We start from the raw sequence: 26,889 nt of genomic DNA on the forward strand, positions 1-26,889 counted from the left end.
CGGCCCCGCCCGGGTGCGGGTGGCCGCACCCCGCGCCGTACAAGTGGCCGCACCCGCACGCGGGCCGGCGACAGGCGGGTACCGCCGTACGTCTTCGGCCGTACGCAGGTGCGGGCCGTAGGCATGGGCCGGCCGTACACGTGCCCGGGCCCGTCCCCGCATCTCCGTGGCCGCCCCGGACGGCCCGGACCGCGCTCACGGGTGCCCCGGCGCCTCCGTGTCCTCCGGCGTCACGGCGAACCCGAGCGTGCCGGTGAAGCCCGTGCCGCCCACCGGGAACGTCCACGCGCCGGACGCCTCCTGCTCCGCACGCACCGGCCGGTCCGGGCGGTCCGCGGGCACGGCGTCCAGCGCCTCCGGGTCGTTCCGCGCGAGGTACCGCTCGCCGGTGTGCAGGTACAGGGCCGCGGGCGGGTCGCCGGGCAGCACCTGCAGGTAGTACTGCTTGCGGAAGACCAGGTTGTCGTGGAAGCCGATGCCGAGGGTGTCGCGCTCGCCGACCTGGAGGTCGATCCGGAGCACCAGGGTGCCGTCCTGGTCCCGGCCCTCCGGCTTGGCGGTGCGGTCCAGCCAGCCCTCCCAGATCCAACGGCGGTTCGGCGGTCCGGTGCGGAGCCAGCCGGTGGTCGGGTCGCCGGGAGCGGAGAGCGGCATCGAGAGCGCCTCCCGCAGCTCGGGCAGCCGGGACCGGAACTCGCCGTTCCGGTCCAGGTCGAACGGCCCGTAGCAGTTCTCGGCCTCCGGACGCTGGTCGAACAGCGCGAAGTCGACGTAGCGCGGCTTGACGGAGACCCCGAACCAGAACTCGCTGCGCCCGAAGAAGTCCTCGCCACGCGTCACCTCGGCGGCGTCGAGCCACAGCCCCACCCGGTGCGTGCCGTGGAAGAAGCGCATCGCGATCTCGTACGCCTCCCGGGAGGTGACCAGCGAGTCCCGGCCGCCGTGGCACTTGTGCACGAACGTGCGCGGCGCCCCGGGGAGCTGGGCCGCGGACTGCTTGACCAGCCCGTCGCTGCGGTTGGTCTCCAGCGTGTCCTGGTCCACCAGGGAGGAGAGGCGGTTGGCGAGGCTCGCCGCGCCCGGCCCGTAGCTGCGGTAGTCGGTGCCGACCACGGTGAGGATCCGCTCCACCGGGAACCAGCGGCCCACCTGCAGGAACTCGGTGCTGCCGGGGTCGAAGGCGGCGAACTCGTCGGCCGCGTCGCGGAACCCCGGCAGCGCGCGGAGCAGCCGGTCGGGCAGGAGCTGGAAGGCGATGCCGCGGTGCGGGGTGCCCAGCGTGACGATCCGGTGCACCAGCTCGGCCGGGTCCTTGCCGGCCTCCTTGAGCTGCCGCAGGGCGGACCGTACGACCAGCCCGCCCATGCTGTGGGCCACGATGTCCACGCCGGTGAACGGGCTCCGGCCGGCCGGCGGGGAGAGCCCGGCACCGTGCCGGATGATCCGGATCAGCCGGGCCAGGCCCTCGCCGTAGCGGTGCAGGGTGCGGGGCAGCAGGTCGTAGTAGCGGTAGACCCACACGGTGCCCGCCACGCCGTGCTGCTCGACGACCTCGCGGGCCGCCTCCGGGTGCACGGCGACGCTGCCGGAGGTGAGCTCGTCGGGCCACGCCGAGGCCGGGTCACCGCCCGCGGCGGCCGCGTCCTCGGCGCCGGCACCGGCGGAACCGGCGGCCGTGACCGGGCCGGTGGGGCCGGTCGGGCCGGATTCCCGCGGGTAGTAGCCGACGACGTTGGTCGCGTCCCGGTAGCGGCCCGACTTGAGGGCGCGGAGCAGGAAGCCCTCGTAGATGAAGTTCTCGCCCCGCCGGTGGCGGTAGACGGTGCCGTTGTTGAACCCCTGGTAGGGATCCGCCTGCTCGTCGCGCACATCCGGACCGCCGAATCCACGGATGAGGATCAGCGGCCGCGCGAACCGCTCCCCGGATGCTGCACCAGCTCGGTCGGCCATGACTCCGTCTCCCGGTCCCCGGGCCTCCCGGCACCGCCGAGGGGCTGCGCACCTCGCATACCGGGCCTTCTCGCACGACCGTACGAACTGCCGTCCGCACCGGCCGCCCGGGCTACGCCGAACGGGTGAGGCCACAGGGTGAGGGCCCGCGGTCGGCAGAACCGTCCCCCGCCTCACCGCCCCCGCAGCGCCGCTCTGCCGGCCGGCACCGGCACGGCGCGCCGTGCCGCGTCCGCAGCCGCCGGTGCGGCCCGGCGGCGCTGTCCTGCCGTGCCGGGGCTCACGCAGCCCGCCGACCACACGCCGAACCCACCGCCGTACGCCACTCCCACCGCGGGGGCCGGGGTCACCGGTCGGCGGCCCCGCGGTCCAGGGGGCTCAGCCCGTCTCCCGGTGACCCTCCGGCCCGAGGGTCTCCAGCAGGGCGTCGACCAGCGGACGGTCGCGCTCGTGCGTGAGGCGGCGGCGCGCCGCCACCGGGGGCAGCCAGTCGAGCCGGTCGACCTCGCGGTTCGGCTCGAACACCCCGCCGGTCGCCTCGGCGGCCCAGTACCGCACCTCCTTGGGGCGACCGGCCGCCTCGTACCGGCTGGTGGGCAGCGGCGCGCCCGGCACACACTCCATGCCGGTCTCCTCGCGTACCTCCCGGACCGCGCCGGCCAGCGCCTCCTCGCCCTCCTTGAGCTTGCCCTTGGGGTGCGACCAGTCGTCGTACTTCGGGCGGTGCACCACGGCGACCTGCACCCCGCCGTCCCCGGGCGCCCGCCGCCACAGCACACACCCGGCGGCGGCCACCACCTCCCGGCTCCCCTCGGCCCCCTCGGTCCCGGGGGCCCCGTCGGCCGGGGCCGGCGGCCGGCCGTCCCGCTCGGGCCGCATCAGAACCCGCCCCGCCCGCGGGCGCCCGGCTCGTCACCGCGCCGTCCCGCGCTCCACAGCCGCCCGAAGGCGAAGCGGGCAGCCTCCACCTCGTGCCGCTGGTCGGCGTGCAGCACCCCGAGCGCGTACGCGGTCGCCGGCGCGATCCGCGGCGTACGGGCCGCCGCCGCGGCCGCGGCCGCCGCCTCCGCCGCGTCCCGGTGCCGGCCCAGGGCCCGGCCGGCCGCCGCCGCGCGGGTCTCCGGCTCGCCCTGGCCGGCCCCGGGCCCGCGCAGCACCTCCTGGGCGTACCGGTGCGTCCGCAGCAGCAGCCGCACCTGCACCCAGGCGGCGTCGCCCTGCATGTCGGAGGTGAGCGAGCGGGCGAGCGCCTCGGCGTTGTACGGATGCTCGGCGCGGGCCAGCGGCAGCATCCCGGCGGCCTCCACGAGCCTGCGGTACGCCCGGTCCGCCAGCGGCACCAGCGCCTCATGGGCGGACCGGGAGCCCGCCTCCGGGGTGAGCGGCGCCTCGGAGGCCAGCAGGGCGACCGCGTCCGCGACCGCGTGGAAGCGGGACGAGCCCAGCGCCTGGAGCGCCGCCGAGTGCGCGCGGGTGCGAGCCAGGGTGAGCTGCCGCTCCAGCAGCGCGCCGGCCCGGGCGGCACCCACCGGGAGCGCCCCGCCCCCCTGCCCGGCGCCGCCCGCGCCGCCCCCGGCGCCGCCGTCGCTGGCCAGCCGGTGCAAGGCGCCGAGCAGCCGGTCCAGCCGGGCGGCATAGGCGTATTCGAGGGTCAGGGTGTCGGAGAGCCAGCCCAGCTCGGTGCGCAGCCGGTCGGCCCAGGCGCTGTCGACGAGCGGGCGGTAGGTGCGGAGCACGCCGTCGAGACGGCGCGCGGAGCGGCGCAGCCGACGCACCGCGTCGGCCGCCTCGCCGGCGGTCTCGGCGCTGCCGGCGGTCTCCCCGTGCGCCCGGAGGCCGCGGAGCAGGTCGGTGGCCTGCTCCCGCAGGTATGCCCCGAGCAGCTCGGCGGCGCTGCCGGGACCGGCCGCGGGGTCCGGCCCGGCGGACGGGCCGGCTCCCGAGCCGCCGCCGGAGGAGACGGAAGCGGGCCGGCCGGCGGAGGAAGCGGCGGACGGGCCCCCGCCCGCGTCGCCGGACGGGCCGTCGGGTCCGCCGCCCCGTGCGGCGGCTCGGCCGGTTGCCCGGCCCTGCGGCGCGTGGGCCGGCGCGCCCTGACCCTCCGGCGCCTCGCCGGGCCGGGGACCGGGGGCCGTACGGGCGCCTCCCGCCCCCGGGCCCGTGCCTCCGCCGGGTCTCCCGGATCCCGCCCCCGCCGGACCCGGACGGCCGGGCTCGCCCTCACCGCCGGCGGCGGCCCCCGGCCCGGGCCCGGCCACGGGTCTGCCCGTACCCCGCGTCCCGGCGCCCCGCGCTCTGCCCGGCCCCGCGGGCGCGGCGCTCACCAGCTCACCCGCTCCCCGCTGCCCTTCGGTCCCCCGCTCGGGCTGCTCCCCGGTCACTGCCCTTCCCCCGTTCTGCGCAGGCTGTGCTGGTGGTCCCCCGCCGCGCGGCCGGTCGTGGTCGTGCCGCCCGGCACGCATGCCCCGTGGCGTACGCCCCCGGTGTGCCCGGCCCGCCGCCCCGCCGGGGCGCACACACGCCCGGGGCGTGCCCGCCCGCTCGGGCGCCCCGCCGACGGGTCGGCCCGCCGCGGTGCGTGCGTGCGGGGCACCGCGACTCTCCGGGGAACGGGCCTCCCGGGGCCGGGCACCCTGGCCGGCGTAAGCCTGTGGTGGTGAGGACGCGGGCGGTCATGTCGCTGGGCCACGTCGGCGCCTCCGGGCGTCGATGAGCGTTTCCTGGATGTTCCGCAGCGGCCGGCCCTCCGCGTCGTGCGCGACACGGCTCCAGTCGCCGTCGGCCCCGAGATGCCAGGACGCCGTGGTGTCCGACATCCCGGTCTCCAGCAGGCGGGTGAGGGCGCCACGGTGCCCGGGGTCGGTGACCCGGACCAGCGCCTCGATACGGCGGTCGAGGTTGCGGTGCATCATGTCGGCGCTGCCGATCCACACCTCGGACTCTCCGCCGTTCTCGAACGCGAAGATGCGGGAGTGCTCGAGGAAGCGCCCCAGGATGCTGCGCACCCGGATCCGCTCGCTCAGGCCCGGCACCCCGGGCCGCAGCGCGCAGATTCCGCGTACCCAGACGTCCACGGGCACGCCGGCCTGCGAGGCACGGTAGAGCGCGTCGACGACCGTCTCGTCGACCATCGAGTTGACCTTGATCCGGATGCCTGCCGGGCGGCCCGCGCGGTGGTGCGTGATCTCCTTGTGGATGCGCGAAACCAGCCCGTCGCGCAGCGAGCGCGGCGCCACCAGCAGCCGCCGGTAGGTGGCGCGGCGGGAGTAGCCGCTGAGGCGGTTGAAGAGGTCGGAGAGGTCCGCGCCGACCTGCGGGTCGGCGGTGAGCAGACCGAGGTCCTCGTACACCCGTGCGGTCTTCGGGTGGTAGTTGCCGGTGCCGACGTGGGCATAGCGGCGCAGCGTGTCGCCCTCCTGGCGCACCACCAGGGAGAGCTTGCAGTGCGTCTTCAGCCCGACCAGCCCGTAGACCACGTGGCAGCCGGACTCCTCCAGCTTCCGCGCCCACTTGATGTTCGCCTGCTCGTCGAAGCGGGCCTTCAGCTCGACCAGCACCAGCACCTGCTTGCCGGACTCGGCCGCGTCTATCAGCGCGTCCACGATCGGCGAGTCGCCGGAGGTGCGGTAGAGGGTCTGCTTGATCGCCAGCACGTCCGGGTCGGCCGCGGCCTGCTCCAGGAAGGCCTGCACGGAGGTGGAGAAGGAGTCGTACGGGTGGTGCAGCAGCACGTCCCGCTCGCGCAGCGCGGCGAAGACGTCCGGGGCGGAGGCGGACTCCACCTCGGCGAGGTCGCGGTGGGTGCCGGCCACGAACTTCCGGTACTTCAGGTCCGGCCGGTCCATGGAGGCGGCGACGCCGGAGAGGCCGGTCAGGTCCAGCGGGCCGGGCAGCGGGTAGACCTCGGCGTCGGACACCTTCAGCTCGCGGACCAGCAGGTCCAGCACGTACGGGTCGATCGACTCCTCGACCTCCAGGCGCACCGGCGGCCCGAAGCGGCGCCGCATCAGCTCCTTCTCCAGCGCCTGGAGCAGGTTCTCGGCGTCGTCCTCCTCGACCTCCAGGTCCTCGTTCCGCGTCACCCGGAACATGTGGTGCCCGAGCACCTCCATGCCCGGGAACAGCTCCTCCAGGTGCGCCGCGATCACGTCCTCCAGCGGGACGTACCGCTGCGGCGAGGCCTCCAGGAAGCGCGAGAGCAGCGGCGGGACCTTCACGCGCGCGAAGTGGTTGTGCCCGCTCACCGGGTTGCGGACCACGACCGCGAGGTTGAGGGAGAGGCCCGAGATGTACGGGAAGGGGTGGGCCGGGTCCACCGCCAGCGGGGTGAGCACGGGGTAGATCTGCTGCCGGAAGAGGGTGAACAGGCGGGCCTGCTCCTTCTCCGTCAGCTCGTGCCAGCGGACCAGGTGGAGCCCCTCGTCGGCCAGTGCGGGGGCGACGTCCTGCTGGAAGCAGGCGGCGTGCCGGGCCATGAGCTCCCGCGAGCGGTTCCAGATCAGCTCCAGCACCTCGCGCGGCTGGAGCCCGGAGGCGGACCGGGTCGCCACCCCGGTCGCGATGCGCCGCTTGAGGCCGGCGACGCGCACCATGAAGAACTCGTCCAGGTTGCTGGCGAAGATCGCCAGGAAGTTCGCCCGCTCCAGCAGCGGCGTGTCCGGGTCCTCGGCCAGCTCCAGCACTCGCTCGTTGAACGCCAGCCAACTCCGCTCCCGGTCCAGGAAGCGACCCTGCGGCAGGTCCGTGGCCTCGGCGTCCTCCGGGCCCTGACCCGGCTCGTACGAGTCGGGGTCGGCGTCCAGGTCGGGCTCCAGCGTGGGCGCGGTCTCCCCCGCGACGGCGTGCGGCCGGTGCGCCGCGATCGAGCCCACCGACGGCTGGGCGGGCTGTGCGGGCGCCGCCTCCCCCGGGCGTACGGCCTCCACGCCGTCCGCCGCGGCGGTACCGCGGCGCGCGGCCGCGCGGCCGCGGCTGGTGGTGTCGCTGCGGGCGCCGGCGCCGGTGGGGGCCGTGTCGGTGGCGTCGCCGGTGTCACCGGTGCCGGTGGCGTCCGTGAGGTCGGTCGTGTCCCTGGCGTCGCTGGTGCGGCTGGCGTCGGTGGCGGACCTTGCGGCGGCTTGCTGGCTCATGTCCCCATTGTTCCGCGTACCCCGGACAGGGCCGAGCGCGGCGGGACGGGAGCGAGCGACGGGCTGCATCCCGCGATGCTCGCAAGCGAGTTTGAATCAATGGTTAAGCGCACATGGCTGCCAGGGGATCACCACCCAGCGCATGCGGACGGCCGCGCGGGGGCGCCGGACAGGGCCTGTGCTGCTCACCGGGCGGGAGCCGTCGCCTACGGCCCGTAGGGAGGCGGGGACTGCGGAGCGCGTGCGGGCCGTCCCTGGTCGAGGTCACCGATTGGCGGGCTACGAGGGGAGGGGTGCCTTGCTGGGGCGCGCTCATGCTGCGGGCGCGGGTGGCGTGGTGGGCTGGGGTTCACCCGCCTGTGACGGGGCCGGGCGGCGGGGCGGCCGGTAACCGGAGACGGGCGCACCGTGGCGGGCTGCTGCCGCGCGGTGCATGCGGGTTCGTCTTCTCGCTCCGCTCGTGCCACGCCGGTGGCACTGCGGGGTCTGCCTGCGGGCCGTTCCGGAGTGGGGGTGCGCGCGGCCGCCAGTCGGTAGGCCGGGCAGGCACTCGGGCTGCGGCCCGGCGGGCGCCAGGCTTCCCTCGCCGACCCGGGCCGGCGAGGGCCAAGCGTCCGCCGCCCGGCCTCCGAACCAGGACAAGATCGTCATAGGTGCCGCCCACTGAGACCCCTTACACCCGGCCCGCAGCAAGGGCGGCCCCGCCAAGAAAAGGGACATAGGGGGCATTCCGTGAGTGGATCATGTACTGGTCCACGCTTTTGACAAATCTGGGCCCTTGGGTTCAGTGGGTCGTTGCAACACGTTCTTTGAGGAGCGTGTGATGCGTCCTTTGGTGCCTCGTGATGTGAAGGTGGCTTTCTGGGACGGTGTGCGTGCGGGCCTGGATGTGGAGAAGGCGCGTAAGCGTGCCGGCGTCGCACGCGGGACTGCGGTGGGGATGTTCCAGAAAGCTGGGGGCGTGATCGCGAACGCCCCCGGCCCCGCCTCGGGCCGTTACCTGTCGTTTGGGGAACGGGAGGAGATCGCCGTCGGGTTGGCGGCAGGGCACTCCCTGAGCCGGATCGCCCGCGGGCTGGGCCGTGCCCGGTCAACGATCTGCCGGGAAGTCCAGCGCAACAGCAGCCGGCGTGGGGGCTACCGCGCCGGCAGGGCCCAGTCCGAGACCCAGCGCCGCGCCCGGCGCCCGAAGACAGCGAATCTCGCCGCACTCCCGGTCCTGCGCGCACGGGTCGAGGCAAGACTCCAGGAGTGCTGGTCGCCTGAGCAGATCGCCCGCACCCTGGCAGCGGAACACCCCCACGATGCGGAGATGCGCGTGTCCCACGAGACGATCTACCAGTCGGTCTACGTCCAGGGCCGCGGCGCCCTGCGCCGGGAACTGGCCGGCTGCCTGCGCACCGGCCGAGCCCTGCGCAAACCCGCCACCACGTCCAGCGGCAGAGGCCGCCTGCAGGGCATGGTGATGATCAGCGAGCGGCCCGCCGAGGTCGAGGACCGGGCCGTGCCCGGCCACTGGGAAGGCGACCTGATCATCGGAAAGAACGGTGACTCCGCCATCGGCACCCTGGTCGAGCGCACCACCCGCTTCGTGATGCTCCTCCACCTGCCAGGCGACCGCACGGCCCAGGCCGTCCGCGACCAGATGATCGCCACCATCCGCACCCTGCCCGACGCGCTCAAACGATCCGTGACCTGGGACCAAGGCCACGAGATGGCTCACCACAAAGAAATCAGCATGGCCACCGACATGGCCATCTACTTCTGCGACCCCCACTCACCCTGCCAACGCGGCACCAACGAGAACACCAACGGCCTCCTGCGCCAGTACTTCCCCAAAGGCACCGACCTCTCCGTCCACACCCGCGAACACCTCAACAACGTCGCCGACGAACTCAACGACCGCCCCCGCAAAACCCTCAACTGGCGCTCACCCGCCCAAGCCCTCCGTGAGACCCTCGAAACAGCCGACAACTAACCCCTGTTGCAACCACCAACTGAATCCGCCGCCGATTTTTGTCAAAAGCGTGGACCAGTACAAGATCGCCCGGAATTCGTCAGGGCCGGTGCCCACATACGACCCTTACCTCCGGACCCGGGGGCGGCTCACCGGGCACAGGACCGACCCACCAAGCCACGGAACGGCGCCCGTAGCCCACGCACGGAACGCCCGGCCCCACCAGACCGCACCAAGCCCCGCCTGGGCCTCACCCACCCGCAGGCCAAGCACCCGACCCGACCCCTCACCAGGCGGGTGAGCGAGCACCCGCCCAGGCCTCCTCCCGCCTCGAGCCACGTGCACCCCCACTCCGGAACGGCCCGCAGGCGAACCGCGCAGTGCCACCGGCGTGGCACGAGCGGAGCGAGAAGACGAAACCGGAACCACCGCGCGGCAGCAGCCCGCCACGGTGCGCCCGTCACCGGCTACCGACCGCCCCGCCGCCCGGCCCCGTCACAGGCGGGTGAACCCCAGCCCACCACGCCACCCGCGCCCGCAGCATGAGCGCGCCCAGCAAGGCACCCCTCCCCCGTAGCCCGCCACGCAGTAACAGCAACCACGAGGCCGGCCCGCACCCGGCAACGCATCCCCCACCACCCCGACCGCGCCCCCGCCTTCACCCGACTCACCGCCCACACACCCGAGTTGCCCCCCACAAAGCACCATCTCTCGTGTCGCTACCGTGTCGTACAGTGAGCACATCGGCGTGACGCCGCCGCAGGGGGAGGGGCAGCCCGTGGGGGACCAGCTCAAGGCCACCGACAAGGAGTTGTCGGACCTGGCCTCGGACCTGGACGACATGCAGGAGTACCTGCAGAAGAAGATCGGCCAGCTCAACGGCATCATCGACCGGATCGAGACCGGCTGGCGCAGCTCGGCGGCCCGCGCGTACACCGAGTTGCAGCGCGGGGTGAACGAGGACGCGGTGACCATCCGTAAGAACCTCATCCTCATCGAGGAGGCCGTCCGCATGAGCCGCGACGGCTTCAGCGCCCAGGACCTGGACACCATGGAGCACTTCCAGCGCATCCAGGACTCCGTCGCGGGCGAGCAGCAGATCCTCGGCATGGCTGACGGCCCGGCCGAACCGGCCGCGCCCAGCAGCAGAATCGCCGACCTGTAGGTCCACGGCGCACACGCAGAGACGACACGGCACGAGGGGGAAAGGTGTCCGGAGGCAGCGACGACATATCCGTCGACTTCACGACCCTTCAGGAGCTCTCCGGTGACCTGGAGAGCATCCTCAAGGAGATCAACGGCAAGCTGAACGCGCTCTACGACCGTACGGAGAAGGTCGTGCTGAGCTGGGAGGGCGAGGCCCGCGACATGTTCGTGGACACGCTCGACCGGTGGGACCGGTCCATGCAGGACCTGGAAGGCGCCCAGCGCTGGCTGCACGACGTGGTGGTCAACGGCCACGTCAACTACGACGCCGCGCACCAGGCCGTACTCCGCGGCTGGGGTGGCGCCTGATGGGTACGCCGACCCCGGCGCCCTCCGGGACCGCGCACCCGGAGCCGCCGGACGACCCGGCCCCCGAGCCCTCGGACAGCCCGGCTCCGGAGCCCTCGCCGTCCGGGGACCAGCCGACCCCGGACGACTCGCCCACGGACCAACCGGAGCCCTCGCCGACTCCCACCCCGACACCGAGCCCCACCGGCTCCGGGGACCCGTCCCCGACGCCCAGCGACTCGCCGTCCCCGTCGCCGTCCGACCCTCCCGGTGACCGCCCGCCCGCACCGGGGGCCGGATCGGGCGGGTTCGACGTGAAGCCCAGCCACCTCTACTGGGTGTCGCAGGAGCTGGCACGCAACCAGTCGACCTACGACAAGGCCGGCAACACCTTCGCGGAGGATGCCGACGAGGGCGGCGTTGCGGGACGCGGTGCCGCCTCGGCCGACTTCGCCGGCGCGTACGACCCGCTCATCCAGGGGTACTTGGAGCTGTGGGCCCGTAGTGTGGTGAGCATCGGCGGGGCCTCCACCGGTTTCACCGTCACCGCCAACAACTACCGGGCGGCGGACCACCACAGCAATCCCAAAGCGAAGGGCGACCCGCCGCGCCAGGAGCCTCCGCACGTCATCGAGAAGCCGCCGAACTACCCGGAGCCGAGCTCCGTCCTCTTCGGCGGTGACGACGGTGACGACACGGACCTCAGGGATCTCTTCGGCGAGATCGGTGATCTGGAAGGAAAGATCATCGAAGCGGTGCTGGAGAAGGTCAAGGGCCTGACCCGGCTCTCCGACGTCTTCCCCTGGGCCGACGCCGACGAACTCGACGGCCTGGCCGAGACCTGGCGCACGGCGGGCACCGCCGCCAAGGGCACGGGCCGCAAGTGCGACGACACCATCGCCTACATCACCAACTCGGCCAACGACGAGTGGCAGCAGGCCATGCGTCAGTTCACCCGGAGCCTGTGGGGAACCACGGCCTGGGGAAAGGACCAGGGCGGGCTCCAGTACGGTCATGGTCGGGTCAACGCGGGCGCCACCGATCAGCCGATCCTCGAGGTCCTCGACCGCTCGGCGACAACCGCCGCTTCCTCTTGTGAGTCCGTCGCGTCGGCCGTCCGGAAGCTCAAGGGCGAGGTCAAGAGGATCCTCTGGGACGCCGTGAAGGCGACCGCTCGCGAGCTTCTGGACTTCGACGTCATCGAGAAGCTGGAAATGCTGGCCGGCGGGGCGGCGAAGGTCATCGCCATCTTCCTGGAAAAACTGGACCACGAAGCGCTTGACGCCGCAGTATCGGCCTACGAGACCGCCCTGCGGAACGAGGTGGGCGACCTCAAGACACGAATCGATGACATCGACGAGGCCACCACGAGCGCCCCCACCTTCAACGCAGAAGTTGCCCGCTCCCAGGCCTACGGTGCGCGCTCGCTCCATGAGTTCAGAACGGAACGGCACTATGCCGTTCCAGGTGAGGACAAACGAGACCACTTCTTCCCCATCGACCTTGCCAGCGAGGAAGGTATCCACGGGAGTCATCCACTGGACCGGCATGTGGGAAAGACAGAAGAACAGCTGGCTCAACGACTACGCGACCAGCCAGGAATAACCGCCGCCTCTTCCTTCAAGACCACCGAATCGGCCCAGAGGCTTACGCAAGCTGTACTGGATGACGTCGACAACGCCGAGAAAATCGAACGGTGGATTGCTCGAGTCGAAAACAGGGAGAGGGCTGGCTCGCGACGTGACCCTGAGACATCGACCAATGAATTCGAGTTGGAGTTCGATCACCCCACGGGCATCAGTATATCTCGGTCCGAGTACAATCAGCATGGCACATCCGCACAAGCCGTAGAGGTTGACAAGGTAACGGTCCAGCTGCGATACAAGAAGGGCCTCGACCCACCTTTTGTTGTTCTGACATCCATGCCGTCATCTTGAGCCGGAGGGGGAGATTAGGTGAATTCTGCACGCGAAGAGTGGGCGACGGCTCTGCGCGAACTTTTCGGTGAACGTGCAGCACTGGCCTCGGCAGCGGAGCGCTCGCGCCACGGCTGGGGTCACGATGCCAACAGAATTATGGCTCGGGCCACCCAAGACCCGCGCGAATGGGTAAGCGTCGACACTCTGACAAGGCCCGATGTTGACGACACTCGATACCCGTTCCGTCATTTCGATGATGCGCACTTGGAGGGGTCTCTCAACGCAGTTCCACGGTACACTGCGCGCAATCTACTGGTCATCATGAGTTCTGGAACTGGAAAAACCCGACACATCCCGAACTTTGAGCAACGTCGGCATCAGCTCTATGCATACGCGGACGCCGTGCTTTCGCGATTCGGTCCCGATTCCCACTTCTGGACCAACGTGGACGACGCACCCACGGAGACCAGCGGCACCGACCTTGGAGTTTCTGAATGGTACGCACTCAGTGATTACACCAAAGACCTCGGATTGGTGGCGGCTTCACGCACGGAAGTGGGTGTATTCTGGGTGTGCGACGACGCATGATAATTCTTACACTCAGAGAGATATCGCGCACCGGTCAGTTCCGACCTTTCTCGAAATCGTAGCCGAAACACTCACCCCGGAAAGGCTACGCGCCGTACCGCCCAAGATCCGCGAAGGCTTCGAGCACGCCGCGGAGGGGTTCCGGAGACGAGTACCTTCGACTGCTCGGAGAACTGTTCCGCGATCTCACACGAGACGGGGCCCCAGACTACCGGGAACTTCCCATGACCCCTCGGGAAGCCCGTACCGTGTTCCCCCAGCTGCGCGGGTGCGGAGCCAACTGGATCGAACTGGGAGAGTATGCGGACCTACGTCAGGCCACAACTGCCGGGATCGCCTCAGAGCACCCGTTCTGCAGGGAGTTTCTGCTGCCGATCGCTGCCGACGCGCAGCGGGCCCTCGTGCTCTTCCCCGCGGACGACTTGCTCGACAAGCACCTGCGTAGTGAGATCCCGTGGATCACACGCGCTGCGGTGCGTGAAATCCTGAACCTCATCGATGAGCACATGGCTCACGAGCACTCGACCGACGCCTGAACAGTGAGAAGTGGATGAACACGTCCCCCAGTGGCAACGGAAGCACGGCCACCAGGGCAGCCACATATCCCGACCGGGAGACCGCGCAGTGGTGTACGCAGGAGGTGGTCACGCGGAACGAGCAGCTCGTGCACCGTTGGCTGGCGCAGGGGACGCGGGACCGGCTGACGATCGAGGCGTCCTGGCCGTCGAGGCCGCCGGTGGGGCGGGTGATGCTGCAGGCGATGATGCTGGCCGGTCGGGACGCGGTGGACGTGCACGCCGCGCGGGTGGTCCTCCGGCGTGATCCCGCGCAGGCCAACGGCTTCCGCGTCCAGGCGACTTTCCCCATCTACCTCTGAGGCAGGCGCGTTCCGTCCATGCAGCCACTCCCGCACGACCGCATCTACGGCGAACTCGACCAGGTGATCCGCGCCTACCTGGGGCAGAGCGCGGACGACACCGCGGAGACGCGCAGCGCCGCGCTGGAGGCGTATCTGCGGCACACCTGGCACACCCGGCCGTGGGCCGTCGGCGTCGCCGAGCAGCAGCTCCGCCAGTACGCGCACAACCCGCCCGGCCGGCTGAAGCTGCGACTCGGCGAGTTCTATGCGATCCCCGACGTGGGCCTGTCAGAGGAGCGGATCCAGGAATGGCTGCTGCTCCTGGCGGACCACCTCAAGACCAGCGTCGAGAACGGGGACGTGCCTCCGCCGAGGCCCCCACAGACCCACTGGGAGTGGCACGCACGCTTCCCGGAGCTGGGGCAGCTCCTGGGCGGCTGGTTTTCGCAGGACATGCCGGACGAGTTCCCGGACCATGACGCGGCACTGAACGACTACCTCGACTCGACGGACCGGAGTCTGGTGGCACGGCTGGCCAGTGAAGTGGCGGAGCTGCTGGCGCTCGACCTGGAGGAGACGGAGTACGCGCTCGGGCTCGCGGAGCTCGGGATGGAGGTCGACCCGCCCGCGCCCTACTCCCCCAGCGGCTGGCTCGCCCTCCTCTCCGACCGCCTCACCACCCCGCGCCCCGACTACGGCCCACCGCCGGGCTAGGGGTGAGCGAAGGGCGAGTGAGGCAGTCCGGCCAGCTGCGTCGTGTGGCCGCGCTGGTAGGAACCGCGAGGGGACACAGCGTCGGCTGTACGGCAAGGAGCGGCGTTGCCACCCGTCGATCTTCCATGCTCTGTGCCGTCCGACCGAACAGAACAATCCGGAAAGGGAGGGTTCAGTCGTTCTCACACGAGAAGAGTGGTCGACAGCTTTGACCGGGCTGTGCGCAAGGGCAGCACTGGCCTCGGTGGTGGCGCGCTCGGACGACGGCTGGGGAAACGATGCCGTCCGAATGATGGCTGGGGCGGGCCGCGATCCGCGTGAATGGCTGAGCATCGACGCCTACGTCAGGTCCGACGCTGGTGGGGAGAGTCGCCCGTTCCGTCCCGTCAGTGGTAGGGATATGGAGGGCTCGCTCAACGCGGTCTCGCGGGACACCGCACGCAGCCTTCTGGTCATCCTCAGTTCTGGAGAGGAAGACGTCCGCCACATCCCGGACTTCGAGAGCAACCGGCAGAGACTCTATGGATGCTCGGACACCGTGCTGTCTCGCTTCGGGCCCGATGCCCAGTTCTGGACCAGTGTGGACGACCCACCTGAGGAGTCCGACGGCACTGACCTTCGAGTATCGGAGTGGTACGCGCTGACAGTTGAATCCATGGATCTCGGGCTGGTAGCGGTCTCGCCCACAGAGGTGGGCGTCTTCTGGATATGCAACCCTCTGTAAGGCGAAGAGCCGACGAGAAGATCGTGCAGCACGACGAGACCGACCTGGTACATTGGTGGTTCGATGGCTCTCTGAGGTCACTCTTCTTCCTCGCGGGTGAAGCAGCAGGATCCCCGCGAGCATCACTCGAGGATGAGGTTCTCCGCTTCTGCAGGACCCTCATCTCTTCTTCGGTCGCCAGCCGCCTCCACAGCCCCAGCGCTGTCGCCGACCAACTGGCACTGCTCGCTCTCCGCTGGGACGCAGAACTCGGATCCGCGGCTCCTCAAGACGTCGCGGACGATCTGGAAAGGGCAGCAGGCAGAACGCGGACCGGGGAGTTCCTGCACCTTCTCGCCGACTTGGTGCGTGCCGCCGAACTGGAGGCTGCACACGACTACACCTCCCTCCCCATGAACCACTGGGAAGCTCTCACCATGTACAGGTCCATCTTCCAATTCACCTACTTGTTCGATTCCGGGGACTTCGGGGACAGGGCAGACGCGATCCGGGCCAGGATTCGCGGTGAGTGCTCAACAAACTGCCGGGGAGAATTAGCGACTCTTGTCGCCGAGGTGAGCGACGCGCTGGTGCGCTTCCCCGACGACGAGTCGCTGGAGGCCAATCTCGGCCCCGCCATGCCCTGGGCCACGCGTGCCGTGCTGATCGAGATCAACCGTCAGGCGCACGAGCACCTGTCCGGTCATCATGCTCAGGGAAGATGAGGCAGCAGTGGCGCAACCGTTTGCCTGGGCGTTGGCAGAGAACGGCCCTCTGTCCCAGGTGATCGAGGCTGTACTTGTCGCCCAGGAGTCGGGTGGAAGGGCATCGCTCGATGAGGAGATCCTCCGATGTGCCCGCATCCTGGAAATATCGGGCGGCCCTTCGTGGAGACCTGCACACCGGACGATTCCCGCCCTTCTGCACTTCACTGCCGACATCCTCACGCCGGACGGGATACGGGCAGTAGCGCCCAGGCTCCGTGAAGACGTGGAGCGCGCTGCGGAGGGGGTTGCCGTACATGAGTACCTCCGGCTACTCGGCGACCTTATTCGCGACCTCGCGAGGGGGGGGGAGTCCCGGGCTACCAGGAGCTCCCCGTGAGCTCCAGGGAAGCGCGTACCGTGTTCGCTCAGCTCCGTGGGTTCGGAGCGAACTGGATCGAACTGGGAGAGCACGGGGACATGCGGCAGGCCACAGCCGCCGCGATAGCCTCGGAGCATCCGTTCTGCCGAGAGTTCCTGCTGCCGATCGCTGTCGAAGCGCAGCGGGCCCTCGTGCTCTTTCCTGCAGACGACCTGCTCGACCGGCACGTGCGCAGTGAGATGCCGTGGATCACGCGCGATGCGGTGCGTGAACTGCTGCACTTCATCGATGATCACATGCATCGAAAACACGCGACGGATGCCTGACGTACGGAATTTGCCTCAACGGATTGTGCGACGACGGCGGTTCAACCCTGGAGGGCGCACATGCATGAGATCACGCAAGACGAGTGGAAGGCGGCTCTCTCGACGTTGTACGAGGACGAGTACGTGTTCGTCGGTGCAGCGGGCCGGAAACACAGGGACTGGGCGCACGATGTGACGCTGGTGATGCTCCGGGAGGTCTCCGACCCACGAGGGTGGCAGGGGCAGGACTGGGACGCGGAGGAGGTGCCCGGACAACCGCCCGAGCCGAAGGGCCACCCCTTCGAGAACACCGACCCGTCCGCGATCGAGAAGCACCTGTTCGAGGTGACGAAGAGGACCGCGACTCGTCAACTCGTAGCCATGATCGATGAGTGGTTCACGATGCACAGCATTCCCGACTACGAGCGCCGGAAGGGCGAGCTCGACAGCAGCGCAGCGGCACTGCTGTCCCGGTTTGGGCCACACGCTCGCTTCTATTCGTCCGCAGCCGATGCACGCCCGCCCAGGTCGCCGGATTTCGACGGGTCGATGTCCTCGGGTCGCTGCTTCACTTGCCTTCTCATGGACCTCGGTCTGGTCGCGGTGAGCGAGGACGAGGTCGGGGTTTTCTGGCGGTTCAACGCATACTGAACGGGACACGGGGCCCGTTGCCCTCACTCGGAGTCGGGAGAGTAGCCGCATGGTTTCCGTTACGCGTGAGCGCTGGGAGGCTGCGGCGCTGCGCATGTTTGAGGACGAGTACGCCTTCGTGGCGGTGGGGCCTCGTGGCCACGATGACTGGGCGATCGACGCGGTTGGGGTCATGGAGCGTCGGCTGCACGACCCGCGTGGATGGGTCACGCTCGACAAGGACACGTCGGCACGAGCCGACGCTACCCGTCCACGCGCGTACCCCTTCGTGAACCCCGGGGTGGAGAAGATCAGGGAGCGTACGTTCCCCATCACGCTGTCGTCCGCGGGCCGGCAGCTCGTCGCCATGGTCGACGACTGGTTCGAGGCCTTTCGCATCGACGGTTTCCCCGTCCGCGCCGAGCGACTGCGTGAGGATGCGGCGATACTGCTGGCCCGGTTCGGAGACGACGCGCGGTGCTACTCGACTTCCCCGAAGGCTCAGCTCGGTCCTCGTACCGATCCCGTCGCCGAGCCGTCGGCCGGCTACCCGTTCACGGACTTCACCATGGACCTCGGCCTCATCGCGGCTTCGGCGTCCGAGGTCGGAGTCTTCTGGCGCTTCAACCCGATCTGACAGCGGACGCCAGGGCCCCGCCCGGCTACGGCTCGCCGTCCAGTGCGGGGTGAGGGGACGGCCGGGGGTCGGCGGGGTCGTCCGGCGGGGCCGGGGAGGCGGGCGCCGCGCTGTCGGCGACGCGGAGGGCGTCGCCCAGGGACTCGGCGGAGGGCGAAGCGTACGGCGTGCTCGCCCGCCTTGGCGTCCGCCAGGACGCTGCGGGCGCCGGCCAGGACGTCGGTGCCGCTGGCGAGTTGCGCCTCCTCGACCTCGTCGGCGAGGCGGGAGAGCAGACCGCCGGCGTCGTCCGTGCTCAGGTAGCAGGGCCGGCCGTCGGGCGTGGGCCAAAGCAGCAGGCGCATGCCCGGGGCGGGCGCCAGGGGCAGGGCGCGGGGGTCGTGCGTCTCCGGGCGACTCCCGAAGCGGTGCGCGGAAAGGCGTGAGGCATGGTGTCGGCTCCCTTGCGGGGGTCGTGCGGGTCCCCGGCGCGTGGTGTGCGCCGGGCGCTCACTCGGACGGATGGCTACCGCCCGTAACGGTTTCGTACGCAGCGTGCCCGCGTTTGACTGTCCTCAGAAGGGGGTGCGGGCCTCCCGGAGGCCCCGTCACGAGGGGAGTCACAGCCATGGCCCAGGGTGCTCACCGGCAAGGTGGCAGGGACCTGCCCATGACGCGGGAAAAGTACGGCGAGGAGCTGCGGTTGCGCCGGGAGGAGTCGGGGCACACGCAGCAGTCGCTGGGTGATGTGGTGATCCTGTCGCCCTCGATGATCGCCCACATCGAGGCCGGGCGCCGCCGCCCGCGCCTGGAGGACGCCCGTCGCCTGGACAAGGAGCTGGGAGCGAGAGGCTTCTTCGAGCGTTGGCTCCCGACGCTGGACGGCGCGCAGTTCGCGGAGCACTTCCAGGAGGCCGCGGAGTCCGAGCAGCGCGCGGACGTGATCGAGGAGTACGCGGTGGGCACGGTGCCGGGGCTGTTGCAGACGGCCGCCTACGCCCGGGCCGTCTATCTCGGGACCGAACCGGACATCTCCGCGGAGGAACTCGACCGCCATGTGGTCAACAGGTGCGGACGGGCCCGGTTGCTCAGCGAGCAGTCAAGCCCTCGGGTCTGGATGATCCTCGGCGAGGGCGTGTTGCGCACCGTGGTGGGCGGCCCGCGGACCATGGCCGAGCAACTCCGCCACATCGCCGGGTTGATGCGCTCGGGGCGGGTGCAGGTGCAGGTACTCCCCTTCGCCCACGGCGCCCATCCGCTGATGCGCAACATGGTCAAGCTCATGCGGTTTCCGGACAGCCCGGAGCAGGTGTACTTCGAAGTCCTCTATACAGGTGCCCTGATCGACGATCCCGTACTGGTGAGGCGCTACCGGGACGCCTACGATCTCGCTCGGGCGGCCGCGTTGCCACTGAGCGCGTCCCTCGAACTCATCGAGTCGGCGGCGGAGGAGTACGAGAATGGGCAGCCATGACCTGTATGCCGTTTCCATGCGCCTGACCTGGCGTAAGTCCAGCCACAGCGGAGGCGACGGTGGCGACTGCCTGGAGGTCGCCGACGGGGTGCGCGGGGTCGTGCCCGTGCGGGACAGCAAGAGCCCGGGCGGGCCGGTGCTCGCGATAGGGGCGTCCGCGTGGGCGGCGTTCGTGGGCGCGGTGAAGACGGACGTCCTCGCGGAGTGAACACCCGGCGCGCTCGCGGGTTGATCACGGGCGCTCGCGAGCTGATCTCCGGCGGTCGTACGGCCCGGCTGCCGCCCGGACCCCCGGCGCCCCGCGCGCGTCAGGTCTCGGTGCGGTACATCAGGTCGGTCTCGTGGGTGCGGAAGCCGAGGCGTTCGTAGACCCGCATGGCGGCCCCGTTGTCGGCGTCGACGTAGAGCATGGCCGTGGGCAGGGCGCGGTCGCGGGCGAGGTGGCGGAGGCCCAGCAGGGTGAGGGCGCGGCCAAGCCCGCTGCCCTGCTCGCTGGGGGAGACGCCCAGCACGTACACCTCGCCGAGCTGCTCGGCGCTGTGCACCTTGGTCCAGTGGAAGCCGACGAGGCGGTCGTCACGGAAGGCGAGGAAGAAGCCGTGCGGGTCGAACCACGGTTCGGCCTTGCGGTCGTCGAGGTCGCGCTGGGTGAGGCTGCCCTGCTCGGGGTGGTGGGCGAAGGCCTCGGCGTTCACGGCGAGCCAGGCGGCGTCGTCCTTGCCGGGTTCGAAGGTGCGGACGGTGACGCCTTCGGGGAGGACCGGTTCGGGCAGGTCGTTCTCGTCGAGGGGCCGGCGGAGTTGGCGCAGCTCACGGAAGAGGGTGAGCCCGAGGAGCTGGGCGAGGTGCCGTCCGGCGGGGTGGCCGCCGTGCGCCCAGACGCGGAGCCGGCGGCCGGAGGCCTCCAGCAGGGCCTGGCCGAGCTGCCGCCCGTAGCCGCGCCCGCGGTGCGCGGGGTGGACGACCAGTTCGCCGGCCGGTGCCTCGACCGGGTCGGTGTCCTCCAGTTGCGCGTACCCGACCAGTACGCCCTCGTGGCGCAGCAACAGGTGGCGTACGCCCGGGCGGCGGCCGCCGCGCAGTTGCAGCCTGCCCTGTTCGGATACAGCGGACTGGCCGTCGGTACGGGCAGCCGCGTCGATCAGATCCTGGGTCTCCCGCAGGACCTCGGGTGACACCTCATCGACAACAACCACGTCGCTCATGGTCCAAGAGCCTAAGGCCAGTGGCCGGTTCCGCTCCCCACCGTACTCCGCTCACGAGCACGAAACGCACTCGTCACCTCTGTTCTCCTGACATGCTACGCGCGTTGACCGTAGGCTGCCCTCCGCCCGTTCACCATCCCGGAGGGGGAGCTACGGACCCATGGCAGGAACGCGAGCGTTTTTCCGGGGCAGACGCCCCACGACCCGCCTGACGGCGGCGGCCGCGATGCTGGCCACCGCGGCCGGGCTGCTGGGTGCGGCCGTCCCCGCGGCCGCCGACAACGGCACGGACGGCGGCGCCGGCGCGGTGGCCCGCGCGGACCAGGGCCACGCGCCCGGCGAGGGCCGCGGCCACGGGCGGGGCCACGGTCACGGCCGCTACGTGGACGTGCAGATGCTGTCCTTCAACGACTTCCACGGCAACCTGGAGCCCCCGCAGGGCTCCTCGGGCCGGGTGACGGAGCGGCTGCCGGACGGCTCGACGCACGAGGTGGCGGCCGGCGGCGTCGAGTACCTGGCGTCCAGCCTGCGTGAGGCGCGCGCGGGGCACCGCTACTCGGTCACGGCGGCGGCCGGCGACATGGTGGGCGCGAGCCCGCTGCTCTCCGGGCTGTTCCACGACGAGCCGACCGTGGAGGCCATGAACGCGCTGGACCTCGACGTCACCTCGGTGGGCAACCACGAGTTCGACGAGGGCCGGGCGGAGCTGGAGCGGCTCCAGCGCGGCGGCTGCCACCCGGAGGACGGCTGCTACGCGGACGGCCGCACCTTCCGCGGCGCCGACTTCCCCTATCTGGCCGCGAACGTGACCGACGAGGACACCGGACGCCCCATCCTGCGCCCGTACTCGGTCTGGCGGCACAAGGGCGTGCGGATCGGCTTCATCGGCGTGACGCTGGAGGGCACCCCCGACATCGTGTCGGCGGACGGGGTGCAGGGCCTGGCCTTCCACGACGAGGTGGAGACGATCGACACGTACGCCGAGGTGCTGCGGCGCAAGGGCGTCAACGCGATCGTCGCGCTGGTCCACGAGGGCGGCTACCCGGCGGGCGAGGCGTTCAACGACGACTGCGACAGCCCCGGACCCGGCGACGGCATCTCGGGTCCGATCAAGGAGATCGCGGAGCACGTCACCCCGGCGGTGGACGCGTTCGTCACCGGGCACACGCACGCGCCGTACGTGTGCACCGTCCCGGACCCGTCCGGCACCCCGCGCACGGTGACCTCGGCGGCCTCGTACGGGCGGCTCTACACCGACACCACGCTCACCTACGACCGGGAGCGCCGCGACATCGTGCGGACCCGGGTGGACTCGGCGAACCACGTGGTGAGCCGGGAGCAGCCGAAGGCCGCGGACATGACCCGGCTGATCGACCGGTGGAGCGAGCTGGCCGCCCCGGTGGCGAACCGTCCCATCGGCTGGATCGCTGAGGACGTGCCGGGGCGCGGCGCCGGCACGCCGGAGTCGCCGCTGGGCGACCTGATCGCGGACGCCCAGCTCGCGCACGCGCAGCAGCAGGACCCGGAGGCGGACCTGGCGCTGATGAACCCCGGCGGCATCCGCTCCGACCTGACGTATGCGGCCTCCGGCAGCGAGGGCGACGGCGTGGTGACCTACGCCGAGGGCTTCACGGTCCAGCCCTTCTCGAACACCGTGAACATCGTCTCGCTCACCGGCGCCCAGCTTCTGGACGTGTTGCGGGAGCAGGTGAGCGGTGCCAACGCGGAGGCGCCGAAGATCCTCCAGCCCTCGGCCGGCTTCGGCTACACGCTGGACCTGACGCGGTCGGGTGCGGACCGGATCGTGGCGGACTCGGTGCGGCTGAACGGCGAGCCGCTGGACCCGGCGGCGACCTACCGGGTCGCGGTGAACTCCTTCCTGGCGGGCGGCGGTGACGGCTTCCCGACGCTGGCGGAGGGCACGGACCCGCATGTCGGCGGGGACGACTTGGCGGCGCTGGAGGCGTATCTGACCGCGCATTCGTCGGCGGACGCGCCGCTGAAGGCGCCCGCGGCGGACCGGATCACGGTCGTCGAGTGACCCATCGGCACATGACCGGTCGACCAGTGACCGGTCACCGGGTCGCCGGTCGCGTCTGACGGGGCCGGCGGACCGCTCGGCCGGGAGTGCACGCTGCCCGTACCGCTCCACGGCGGTACGGGCAGCGTCGTCCGTACGCAGCGCCGGGCCGCCCGGTGGCCGTCCGTACGGGGGCGCGGTGCGGCGACGTCCGGGAGACGCCTCCCGCGCCGGGTGGCACCGCACGCACTGTGCGGCGGCCCCGACGGTCGGCCGCCGGGGCCCGTCCCCGGCGGCGTACGGGTCGGCCCCGGCCGACCCCGCACCGGCTCGGGGCGGCCCCCGGGGCGGCCTGGGACGCCGCACGACCTCAGCGTCACCGTTCCCCGGGCCGGGGCCCCGGCGCCGTCCCGCGCGCGGCGTCCTCAGGCGCCGTACGGGGTGCGGGCGCGGGCCTCGCGCAGGGCGGTCGCCCACCAGTCGAGCTGCCCGAGCATCCCCTTCGCGGCGGCCGCGGTGGCCTCCGGGTCGCGGGGGACGCCCTGGGCGTCGAAGCGGTCCCAGGCGTTGTGGAAGCTGAGCACGTCCCGGACGGTGACGGCGTGCAGCTCGGCGAAGACCTGCCGGAGCTGCTCGACGGCCCGCAGGCCGCCGCCCATGCCGCCGTACGACACAAAGCCGACGGCCTTGGCCTGCCACTCGGGCTTGAACCAGTCGATGGTGTTCTTCAGCGACGCCGGGAAGCTGTGGTTGTACTCGGGCGTGACGATGACGAAGCCGTCCGCGGCGTCGAGCCGCCGCGCCAGCCCGTCCCGGACGCGGAGCACCTCGGCCTCCGGGTCGCTGCCGAAGGCGGGGAAGGCGAGGGGCAGTTCGTGGTCGGCGAGGTCGATGAGGTCGACCTCCGCGAAACCGCCGTGCCGGGTGGCCTGCCGGGCGAACCACTCGGCGACCACCGGGCCGAAGCGCCCCTCGCGGACGCTGGCGACGATCACGGCGAGCCGGGTCGTCCGGGCGGGTTCCGCGGCCTCGGCCTCCAGGGCGTCGGTGCGGGGCGTGGCGTCGAGCTGCTGCGGGGCTGCGGGCATGGCGATGACTCCTCGTGGGTGACTGCGGGCCGCGCGGGTGCGCGGCGCGTCCTGACCACGAGGTTGCAACGTGAAGTGAACTTCAAGTCAATCGCCGGCGCGGGCCCCGCGTCACCCGCCGGCGCGGGGCAGCTCCGGCGGCGGAACGGCGGCCCCGGGCAGCCGCAGCACCGCCTCCGTCCCGGGGCCGCCGCCGGCCGGTCGGCGCAGCGCCACCTCGCCGCCCGCCTGCCGGACCGTACGGGCCACGATGGAGAGCCCGAGCCCGGAGCCGGGCAGGCTGCGGGCGGAGGGCGAGCGCCAGAAGCGGTCGAAGACGTGCGGCAGCTCCTCCTCCGGGACGCCCGGCCCGTGGTCCCGGACCCGCAGCTCGCCGCCGTCCAGCGCGACCTCGACGGTGCCGCCGGGCGGCGAGAACTTCACGGCGTTGTCCAGCAGGTTCACCACCGCGCGTTCCAGCGCGGCCGGCTCGCCGCGGACGTACCAGGGGCCGGCGTGCAGCGCGATGCGGATGCCGGAGCCGCGCAGCCGCACCCGCTCCACCGCGCGTTCCACCGTCTCGTGCAGCGCCAGCACCCGGACCTGCCCGGTGCCCGGGGCGGCGGCGGGGCGGGAGAGTTCCTGGAGGTCGCCGATGAGCGCGGCCAGCTCGGCGAGCTGGGCACGGACCGACTCCAGCAGCGCCGCCCGGTCCTCCGCCGGGATCAGGCGGCCGGTCTGCTCGCTGCGCACCAGCAGGTCGATGTTGGTGCGCAGCGAGGTGAGCGGGGTCCGCAGCTCGTGTCCGGCGTCGGCGATGAGCTGCTGCTGGAGGTCGCGGGAGGCGGCGAGGGCGGCGGTCATCGCGTTGAACGAGCGGGAGAGCCGGGCGATCTCGTCGTCGCCCTCGACGGGGATGCGGACCGCGAGGTCCTCGGTGCGGGCGACATGCTCGACGGCGCCGGTCAGCCGGTCCACCGGGCGCAGCCCGGCACGGGCCAGCGCCACCCCGGCGCCTGCCGAGCCCACCACACCGCCGGCCGCCACCAGCCACAGCACCAGGGCGAGCGAGTCCAGGGAGCGGTTCACCTCGTCCATCGGCCGGGCGACGGAGACGGCCACGGCGGCGTCCCGCAGCGGCGTGGTCAGCACCCGGTACTCGGTGTCGCCGGCCTGCACGGTGTGCAGGGCGTCCGCCTGCTCCCGCCGGGCGACCGCCAGGTCGGCGCCGGTGACGGGGAGCGTGCGGCCGCCGTAGATGATGCAGCTCGTGCCGCCGGAGTCGACGAGGCGCACCGTGGTGCCGGCGGGGTTGGGCAGGGCGCGGCGCTCCTCGGCGGGCACCGGGGTGCACTGCCCGGCCTGCACCTGCCGCAGGAGCCAGGGGTCCGGCACCCGGCTGTCGCGCAGCTCCTCGTCCAGCGAGGAGACGAGCTGCGCGCGGACGAGCAGCCAGGCGGCCGCCGCGCAGGCCGCGACGGCCACCGCGACCGCCACCGCGACCAGCAGGGCCAGCCGGGAGCGGAGCGGCAGCGCCCCGAAGCGGCGGGCGGGGCGCGGGGTCACGTCCCGGCTTCCCGGAGGACGTAGCCGACGCCGCGGACGGTGTGCACCAGCCGGGGTTCGCCGCCGGCCTCGGTCTTGCGGCGCAGATACATGACGTAGACGTCCAGGGAGTTGGAGGAGGGCTCGAAGTCGAAGCCCCACACGTTCCGCAGGATCTGCTCGCGGGTCAGCACCTGGCGCGGGTGGGCGAGGAACATCTCCAGCAGCGTGTACTCGGTGCGGGTCAGCTCGACGGGGCGCCCGCCGCGGGTGACCTCGCGGGTGGCCAGGTCCATCCGCAGGTCGGCGAAGGCCAGCGTGTCCTGCGGGGCCGCGCCGCCGGCCTCGGCGGCGTAGGAGCTGCGGCGCAGCAGGGCGCGGATGCGGGCCAGCAGCTCGTCCAGCTCGAACGGTTTGACCAGGTAGTCGTCCGCGCCCGCGTCCAGCCCGGTGACCCGGTCGCCGACGGTGTCCCGTGCGGTGAGCATGAGGATCGGCACCCGGACGCCCTCCGCGCGCAGCCGGCGAGCCGCGGTGAGCCCGTCCATGCGGGGCATCAGGACGTCGAGGACGATGAGTTCCGGTTCCCGCGCCGCGACCCGCTCCAGGGCCTCGGCGCCGTCCGCGGCCTCCTCGGTCTCGTAGCCCTCGAAGGCGAGGCTGCGGCGCAGGGCGTCCCGCACGGCGGGTTCGTCGTCCACGATGAGCACGCTCATGCCGTCAGCTTCGCATCACCCGCCGGCACGCAGCTCGTCCAGGACGTCCTGGACGGCGTCGACCGGGATGGCGAAGCCCAGTCCGGCGCTGCCGGCGCTGCTGCCGGTGCCGCCGCCGGCGTCGTACATGGCGGAGTTGATGCCGACGACCTCGCCGCGGAGGTCGAAGAGCGGTCCGCCGGAGTTGCCGGGGTTGAGCGAGGCGTCGGTCTGCAGCGCCTTGTAGGTGGTGGTCTCGGAGCCGCCGAGCTCGCCGTTGTACTGGCCGCCGCCGAACTCGAAGGGCCAGCGCTGGTCCTGCCGCGCCGGGGAGTCGTCCTCGCGCTCGACGGTGACCTCGCGGTCCTTGGCGGAGATGATGCCGCTGGTCACGGTGCCGGTGAGGCCCTCGGGCGAGCCGATGGCGACGACCTGATCGCCGACCCCGACGGCGTCGGAGTCGCCGAGGGTGGCGGGCTGCAGGCCGTCCGCGCCCCGGGCCTCGAGGAGCGCCATGTCGAGGTCCGGGTCGGTGCCGGTGACCTCGGCGGAGGCGGTGCTGCCGTCGCTGAAGGTGACGGTGATCCGGTCAGCGCCGGAGACGACGTGGTTGTTGGTGAGGATCTCGCCGTCCTCCGTGATGATCACACCGGAGCCGGTGGCCTGGCCGGCGGCGGAGGAGGCGCGGATCTCCACCACGCTCGGCCGGACGGCGTCGACCACGGCGCCCACGCCGCCCTCGGTGTCGCTCGCCGGCTGCGCGACGGGCGCGGCGGAGCCGCCCGCCGCCGGCTCGTACGCCTCGCCGACCAGCGCGGCGGAGCCGCCGCCCACGACGGCGGCGACGAGGGCGGCCGCCGCCAGCAGCCCGGCGGGGCGCGGGGCACGCCGCCGGTGCTGGGCGGGAACGCCGGTGGGCACCGGGCAGGTCCG

24 protein-coding genes and 1 pseudogene are annotated in these 26,889 nt (G+C 71.8%); 16 read left to right on the forward strand and 9 right to left on the reverse strand.

All coding sequences use genetic code 11. The features are described from left to right. Positions 1 to 195: 195 nt before the first annotated feature. The 4 genes from HOY81_RS12125 to HOY81_RS12140 all read right to left on the reverse strand — a co-directional run bounded on the left by HOY81_RS12125 (position 196) and on the right by HOY81_RS12140 (position 7,079). On the reverse strand, positions 196 to 1,950 hold the full coding sequence (locus HOY81_RS12125) for a triacylglycerol lipase (RefSeq protein ID WP_237320308.1): 1,755 nt from the start codon (positions 1,948 to 1,950) through the stop codon (positions 196 to 198). 378 nt (positions 1,951 to 2,328) lie between these two features. Then, the gene (locus tag HOY81_RS12130) at positions 2,329 to 2,748 is read right to left on the reverse strand and encodes an NUDIX hydrolase (RefSeq protein ID WP_237320309.1); all 420 of its coding nucleotides are present in this window, start codon (positions 2,746 to 2,748) and stop codon (positions 2,329 to 2,331) included. 80 nt (positions 2,749 to 2,828) lie between these two features. Further along, positions 2,829 to 3,833: a CHAD domain-containing protein gene (locus HOY81_RS12135; RefSeq protein WP_237320334.1), complete on the reverse strand. Its 1,005-nt coding sequence runs from the start codon at positions 3,831 to 3,833 to the stop codon at positions 2,829 to 2,831. A 789-nt stretch (positions 3,834 to 4,622) separates the two neighbouring features. Further along, on the reverse strand, positions 4,623 to 7,079 hold the full coding sequence (locus tag HOY81_RS12140) for an RNA degradosome polyphosphate kinase (protein WP_237320310.1): 2,457 nt from the start codon (positions 7,077 to 7,079) through the stop codon (positions 4,623 to 4,625). A gap of 994 nt (positions 7,080 to 8,073) precedes the next feature. Here HOY81_RS12140 and HOY81_RS12145 point away from each other — a divergent pair. From HOY81_RS12145 to HOY81_RS12215, 15 genes and pseudogenes are all read left to right on the forward strand, one after another. Further along, positions 8,074 to 9,057 (forward strand): annotated as a pseudogene (locus HOY81_RS12145) (IS30 family transposase); the annotation flags it as partial. A 703-nt stretch (positions 9,058 to 9,760) separates the two neighbouring features. After that, a complete protein-coding gene (locus HOY81_RS12150) occupies positions 9,761 to 10,201 on the forward strand; it encodes a WXG100 family type VII secretion target (RefSeq protein WP_237320311.1) in 441 nt (146 codons plus the stop codon). 44 nt (positions 10,202 to 10,245) lie between these two features. Next, positions 10,246 to 10,551, forward strand: a complete 306-nt coding sequence (locus HOY81_RS12155; RefSeq protein WP_237320312.1) for a WXG100 family type VII secretion target — start codon at positions 10,246 to 10,248, stop codon at positions 10,549 to 10,551. 293 nt (positions 10,552 to 10,844) lie between these two features. Next, on the forward strand, positions 10,845 to 12,467 hold the full coding sequence (locus HOY81_RS27675; RefSeq protein WP_237320313.1) for an RNase A-like domain-containing protein: 1,623 nt from the start codon (positions 10,845 to 10,847) through the stop codon (positions 12,465 to 12,467). Positions 12,468 to 12,485: 18 nt separating this feature from the next. After that, on the forward strand, positions 12,486 to 13,037 hold the full coding sequence (locus tag HOY81_RS12165; RefSeq protein ID WP_237320314.1) for a hypothetical protein: 552 nt from the start codon (positions 12,486 to 12,488) through the stop codon (positions 13,035 to 13,037). Between the two features lie 248 nt (positions 13,038 to 13,285). Continuing rightward, positions 13,286 to 13,573 carry a hypothetical protein gene (locus tag HOY81_RS12170; protein ID WP_237320315.1) on the forward strand — a complete coding sequence of 96 codons (288 nt, stop codon included), beginning with the start codon at positions 13,286 to 13,288 and terminating at the stop codon, positions 13,571 to 13,573. Positions 13,574 to 13,587: 14 nt separating this feature from the next. Further along, entirely contained in the window at positions 13,588 to 13,914 is a 327-nt protein-coding gene (locus tag HOY81_RS12175) for an RNase A-like domain-containing protein (protein WP_237320316.1), read from the forward strand. Between the two features lie 18 nt (positions 13,915 to 13,932). Beyond that, the gene (locus HOY81_RS12180; RefSeq protein ID WP_237320317.1) at positions 13,933 to 14,610 is read left to right on the forward strand and encodes a contact-dependent growth inhibition system immunity protein; all 678 of its coding nucleotides are present in this window, start codon (positions 13,933 to 13,935) and stop codon (positions 14,608 to 14,610) included. A gap of 244 nt (positions 14,611 to 14,854) precedes the next feature. Beyond that, entirely contained in the window at positions 14,855 to 15,334 is a 480-nt protein-coding gene (locus tag HOY81_RS12185) for a hypothetical protein (RefSeq protein WP_237320318.1), read from the forward strand. A 23-nt stretch (positions 15,335 to 15,357) separates the two neighbouring features. Next, positions 15,358 to 16,038, forward strand: a complete 681-nt coding sequence (locus HOY81_RS12190; protein ID WP_237320319.1) for a hypothetical protein — start codon at positions 15,358 to 15,360, stop codon at positions 16,036 to 16,038. Positions 16,039 to 16,413: 375 nt separating this feature from the next. Then, on the forward strand, positions 16,414 to 16,725 hold the full coding sequence (locus HOY81_RS12195) for a hypothetical protein (RefSeq protein WP_237320320.1): 312 nt from the start codon (positions 16,414 to 16,416) through the stop codon (positions 16,723 to 16,725). 60 nt (positions 16,726 to 16,785) lie between these two features. Then, positions 16,786 to 17,355, forward strand: coding sequence for a hypothetical protein (locus tag HOY81_RS12200; RefSeq protein WP_237320321.1), 570 nt, complete (start codon positions 16,786 to 16,788; stop codon positions 17,353 to 17,355). A 49-nt stretch (positions 17,356 to 17,404) separates the two neighbouring features. Further along, entirely contained in the window at positions 17,405 to 17,971 is a 567-nt protein-coding gene (locus tag HOY81_RS12205) for a hypothetical protein (RefSeq protein ID WP_237320322.1), read from the forward strand. Positions 17,972 to 18,620: 649 nt separating this feature from the next. Then, a complete protein-coding gene (locus tag HOY81_RS12210) occupies positions 18,621 to 19,424 on the forward strand; it encodes a helix-turn-helix transcriptional regulator (RefSeq protein ID WP_237320323.1) in 804 nt (267 codons plus the stop codon). Further along, complete coding sequence (locus HOY81_RS12215; protein ID WP_237320324.1) at positions 19,411 to 19,632, forward strand: DUF397 domain-containing protein; 222 nt, start codon at positions 19,411 to 19,413, stop codon at positions 19,630 to 19,632. Before HOY81_RS12210 ends, HOY81_RS12215 begins: the two co-directional genes overlap by 14 nt. Before the next feature lie 100 nt (positions 19,633 to 19,732). Here the strand turns inward: HOY81_RS12215 and mshD are convergent, their stop codons facing one another. Next, positions 19,733 to 20,629, reverse strand: a complete 897-nt coding sequence (mshD, locus tag HOY81_RS12220) for a mycothiol synthase (RefSeq protein ID WP_237320325.1) — start codon at positions 20,627 to 20,629, stop codon at positions 19,733 to 19,735. Positions 20,630 to 20,855: 226 nt separating this feature from the next. On the opposite strand from mshD, the gene HOY81_RS12225 reads away from it, so the two are divergent. Next, a complete protein-coding gene (locus HOY81_RS12225; RefSeq protein WP_306423472.1) occupies positions 20,856 to 22,670 on the forward strand; it encodes a bifunctional UDP-sugar hydrolase/5'-nucleotidase in 1,815 nt (604 codons plus the stop codon). A 404-nt stretch (positions 22,671 to 23,074) separates the two neighbouring features. Here the strand turns inward: HOY81_RS12225 and HOY81_RS12230 are convergent, their stop codons facing one another. From HOY81_RS12230 to HOY81_RS12245, 4 genes are all read right to left on the reverse strand, one after another. Further along, positions 23,075 to 23,737, reverse strand: coding sequence for an NADPH-dependent FMN reductase (locus HOY81_RS12230; RefSeq protein WP_237320327.1), 663 nt, complete (start codon positions 23,735 to 23,737; stop codon positions 23,075 to 23,077). A 111-nt stretch (positions 23,738 to 23,848) separates the two neighbouring features. After that, entirely contained in the window at positions 23,849 to 25,282 is a 1,434-nt protein-coding gene (locus HOY81_RS12235) for a HAMP domain-containing sensor histidine kinase (protein ID WP_237320328.1), read from the reverse strand. After that, the gene (locus tag HOY81_RS12240) at positions 25,279 to 25,977 is read right to left on the reverse strand and encodes a response regulator transcription factor (RefSeq protein WP_237320329.1); all 699 of its coding nucleotides are present in this window, start codon (positions 25,975 to 25,977) and stop codon (positions 25,279 to 25,281) included. Before HOY81_RS12240 ends, HOY81_RS12235 begins: the two co-directional genes overlap by 4 nt. A gap of 15 nt (positions 25,978 to 25,992) precedes the next feature. Next, positions 25,993 to 26,889, reverse strand: an 897-nt coding sequence (locus HOY81_RS12245; RefSeq protein ID WP_237320330.1) for a S1C family serine protease, incomplete at its 5' end; no start/stop codon positions are given.

The organism is Streptomyces sp. JJ36 (genome assembly GCF_021696945.1).
In the GTDB taxonomy this organism is placed as follows: domain Bacteria; phylum Actinomycetota; class Actinomycetes; order Streptomycetales; family Streptomycetaceae; genus Streptomyces.

Bases quoted from the DNA above. Each gene is read 5' to 3' on its own strand.
- HOY81_RS12140 (WP_237320310.1), bottom strand. From the start codon at position 7,079: ATGAGCCAGCAAGCCGCCGCAAGGTCCGCCACCGACGCCAGCCGCACC.
- HOY81_RS12175 (WP_237320316.1), top strand. From the start codon at position 13,588: ATGAACACGTCCCCCAGTGGCAACGGAAGCACGGCCACCAGGGCAGCC.
- mshD (WP_237320325.1), bottom strand. From the start codon at position 20,629: ATGAGCGACGTGGTTGTTGTCGATGAGGTGTCACCCGAGGTCCTGCGG.
- HOY81_RS12225 (WP_306423472.1), top strand. From the start codon at position 20,856: ATGCTGGCCACCGCGGCCGGGCTGCTGGGTGCGGCCGTCCCCGCGGCC.
- HOY81_RS12215 (WP_237320324.1), top strand. From the start codon at position 19,411: ATGGGCAGCCATGACCTGTATGCCGTTTCCATGCGCCTGACCTGGCGT.
- HOY81_RS12205 (WP_237320322.1), top strand. From the start codon at position 17,405: ATGGTTTCCGTTACGCGTGAGCGCTGGGAGGCTGCGGCGCTGCGCATG.
- HOY81_RS12125 (WP_237320308.1), bottom strand. From the start codon at position 1,950: ATGGCCGACCGAGCTGGTGCAGCATCCGGGGAGCGGTTCGCGCGGCCG.
- HOY81_RS12180 (WP_237320317.1), top strand. From the start codon at position 13,933: ATGCAGCCACTCCCGCACGACCGCATCTACGGCGAACTCGACCAGGTG.
- HOY81_RS12240 (WP_237320329.1), bottom strand. From the start codon at position 25,977: ATGAGCGTGCTCATCGTGGACGACGAACCCGCCGTGCGGGACGCCCTG.
- HOY81_RS12230 (WP_237320327.1), bottom strand. From the start codon at position 23,737: ATGCCCGCAGCCCCGCAGCAGCTCGACGCCACGCCCCGCACCGACGCC.
- HOY81_RS12210 (WP_237320323.1), top strand. From the start codon at position 18,621: ATGACGCGGGAAAAGTACGGCGAGGAGCTGCGGTTGCGCCGGGAGGAG.
- HOY81_RS12200 (WP_237320321.1), top strand. From the start codon at position 16,786: ATGCATGAGATCACGCAAGACGAGTGGAAGGCGGCTCTCTCGACGTTG.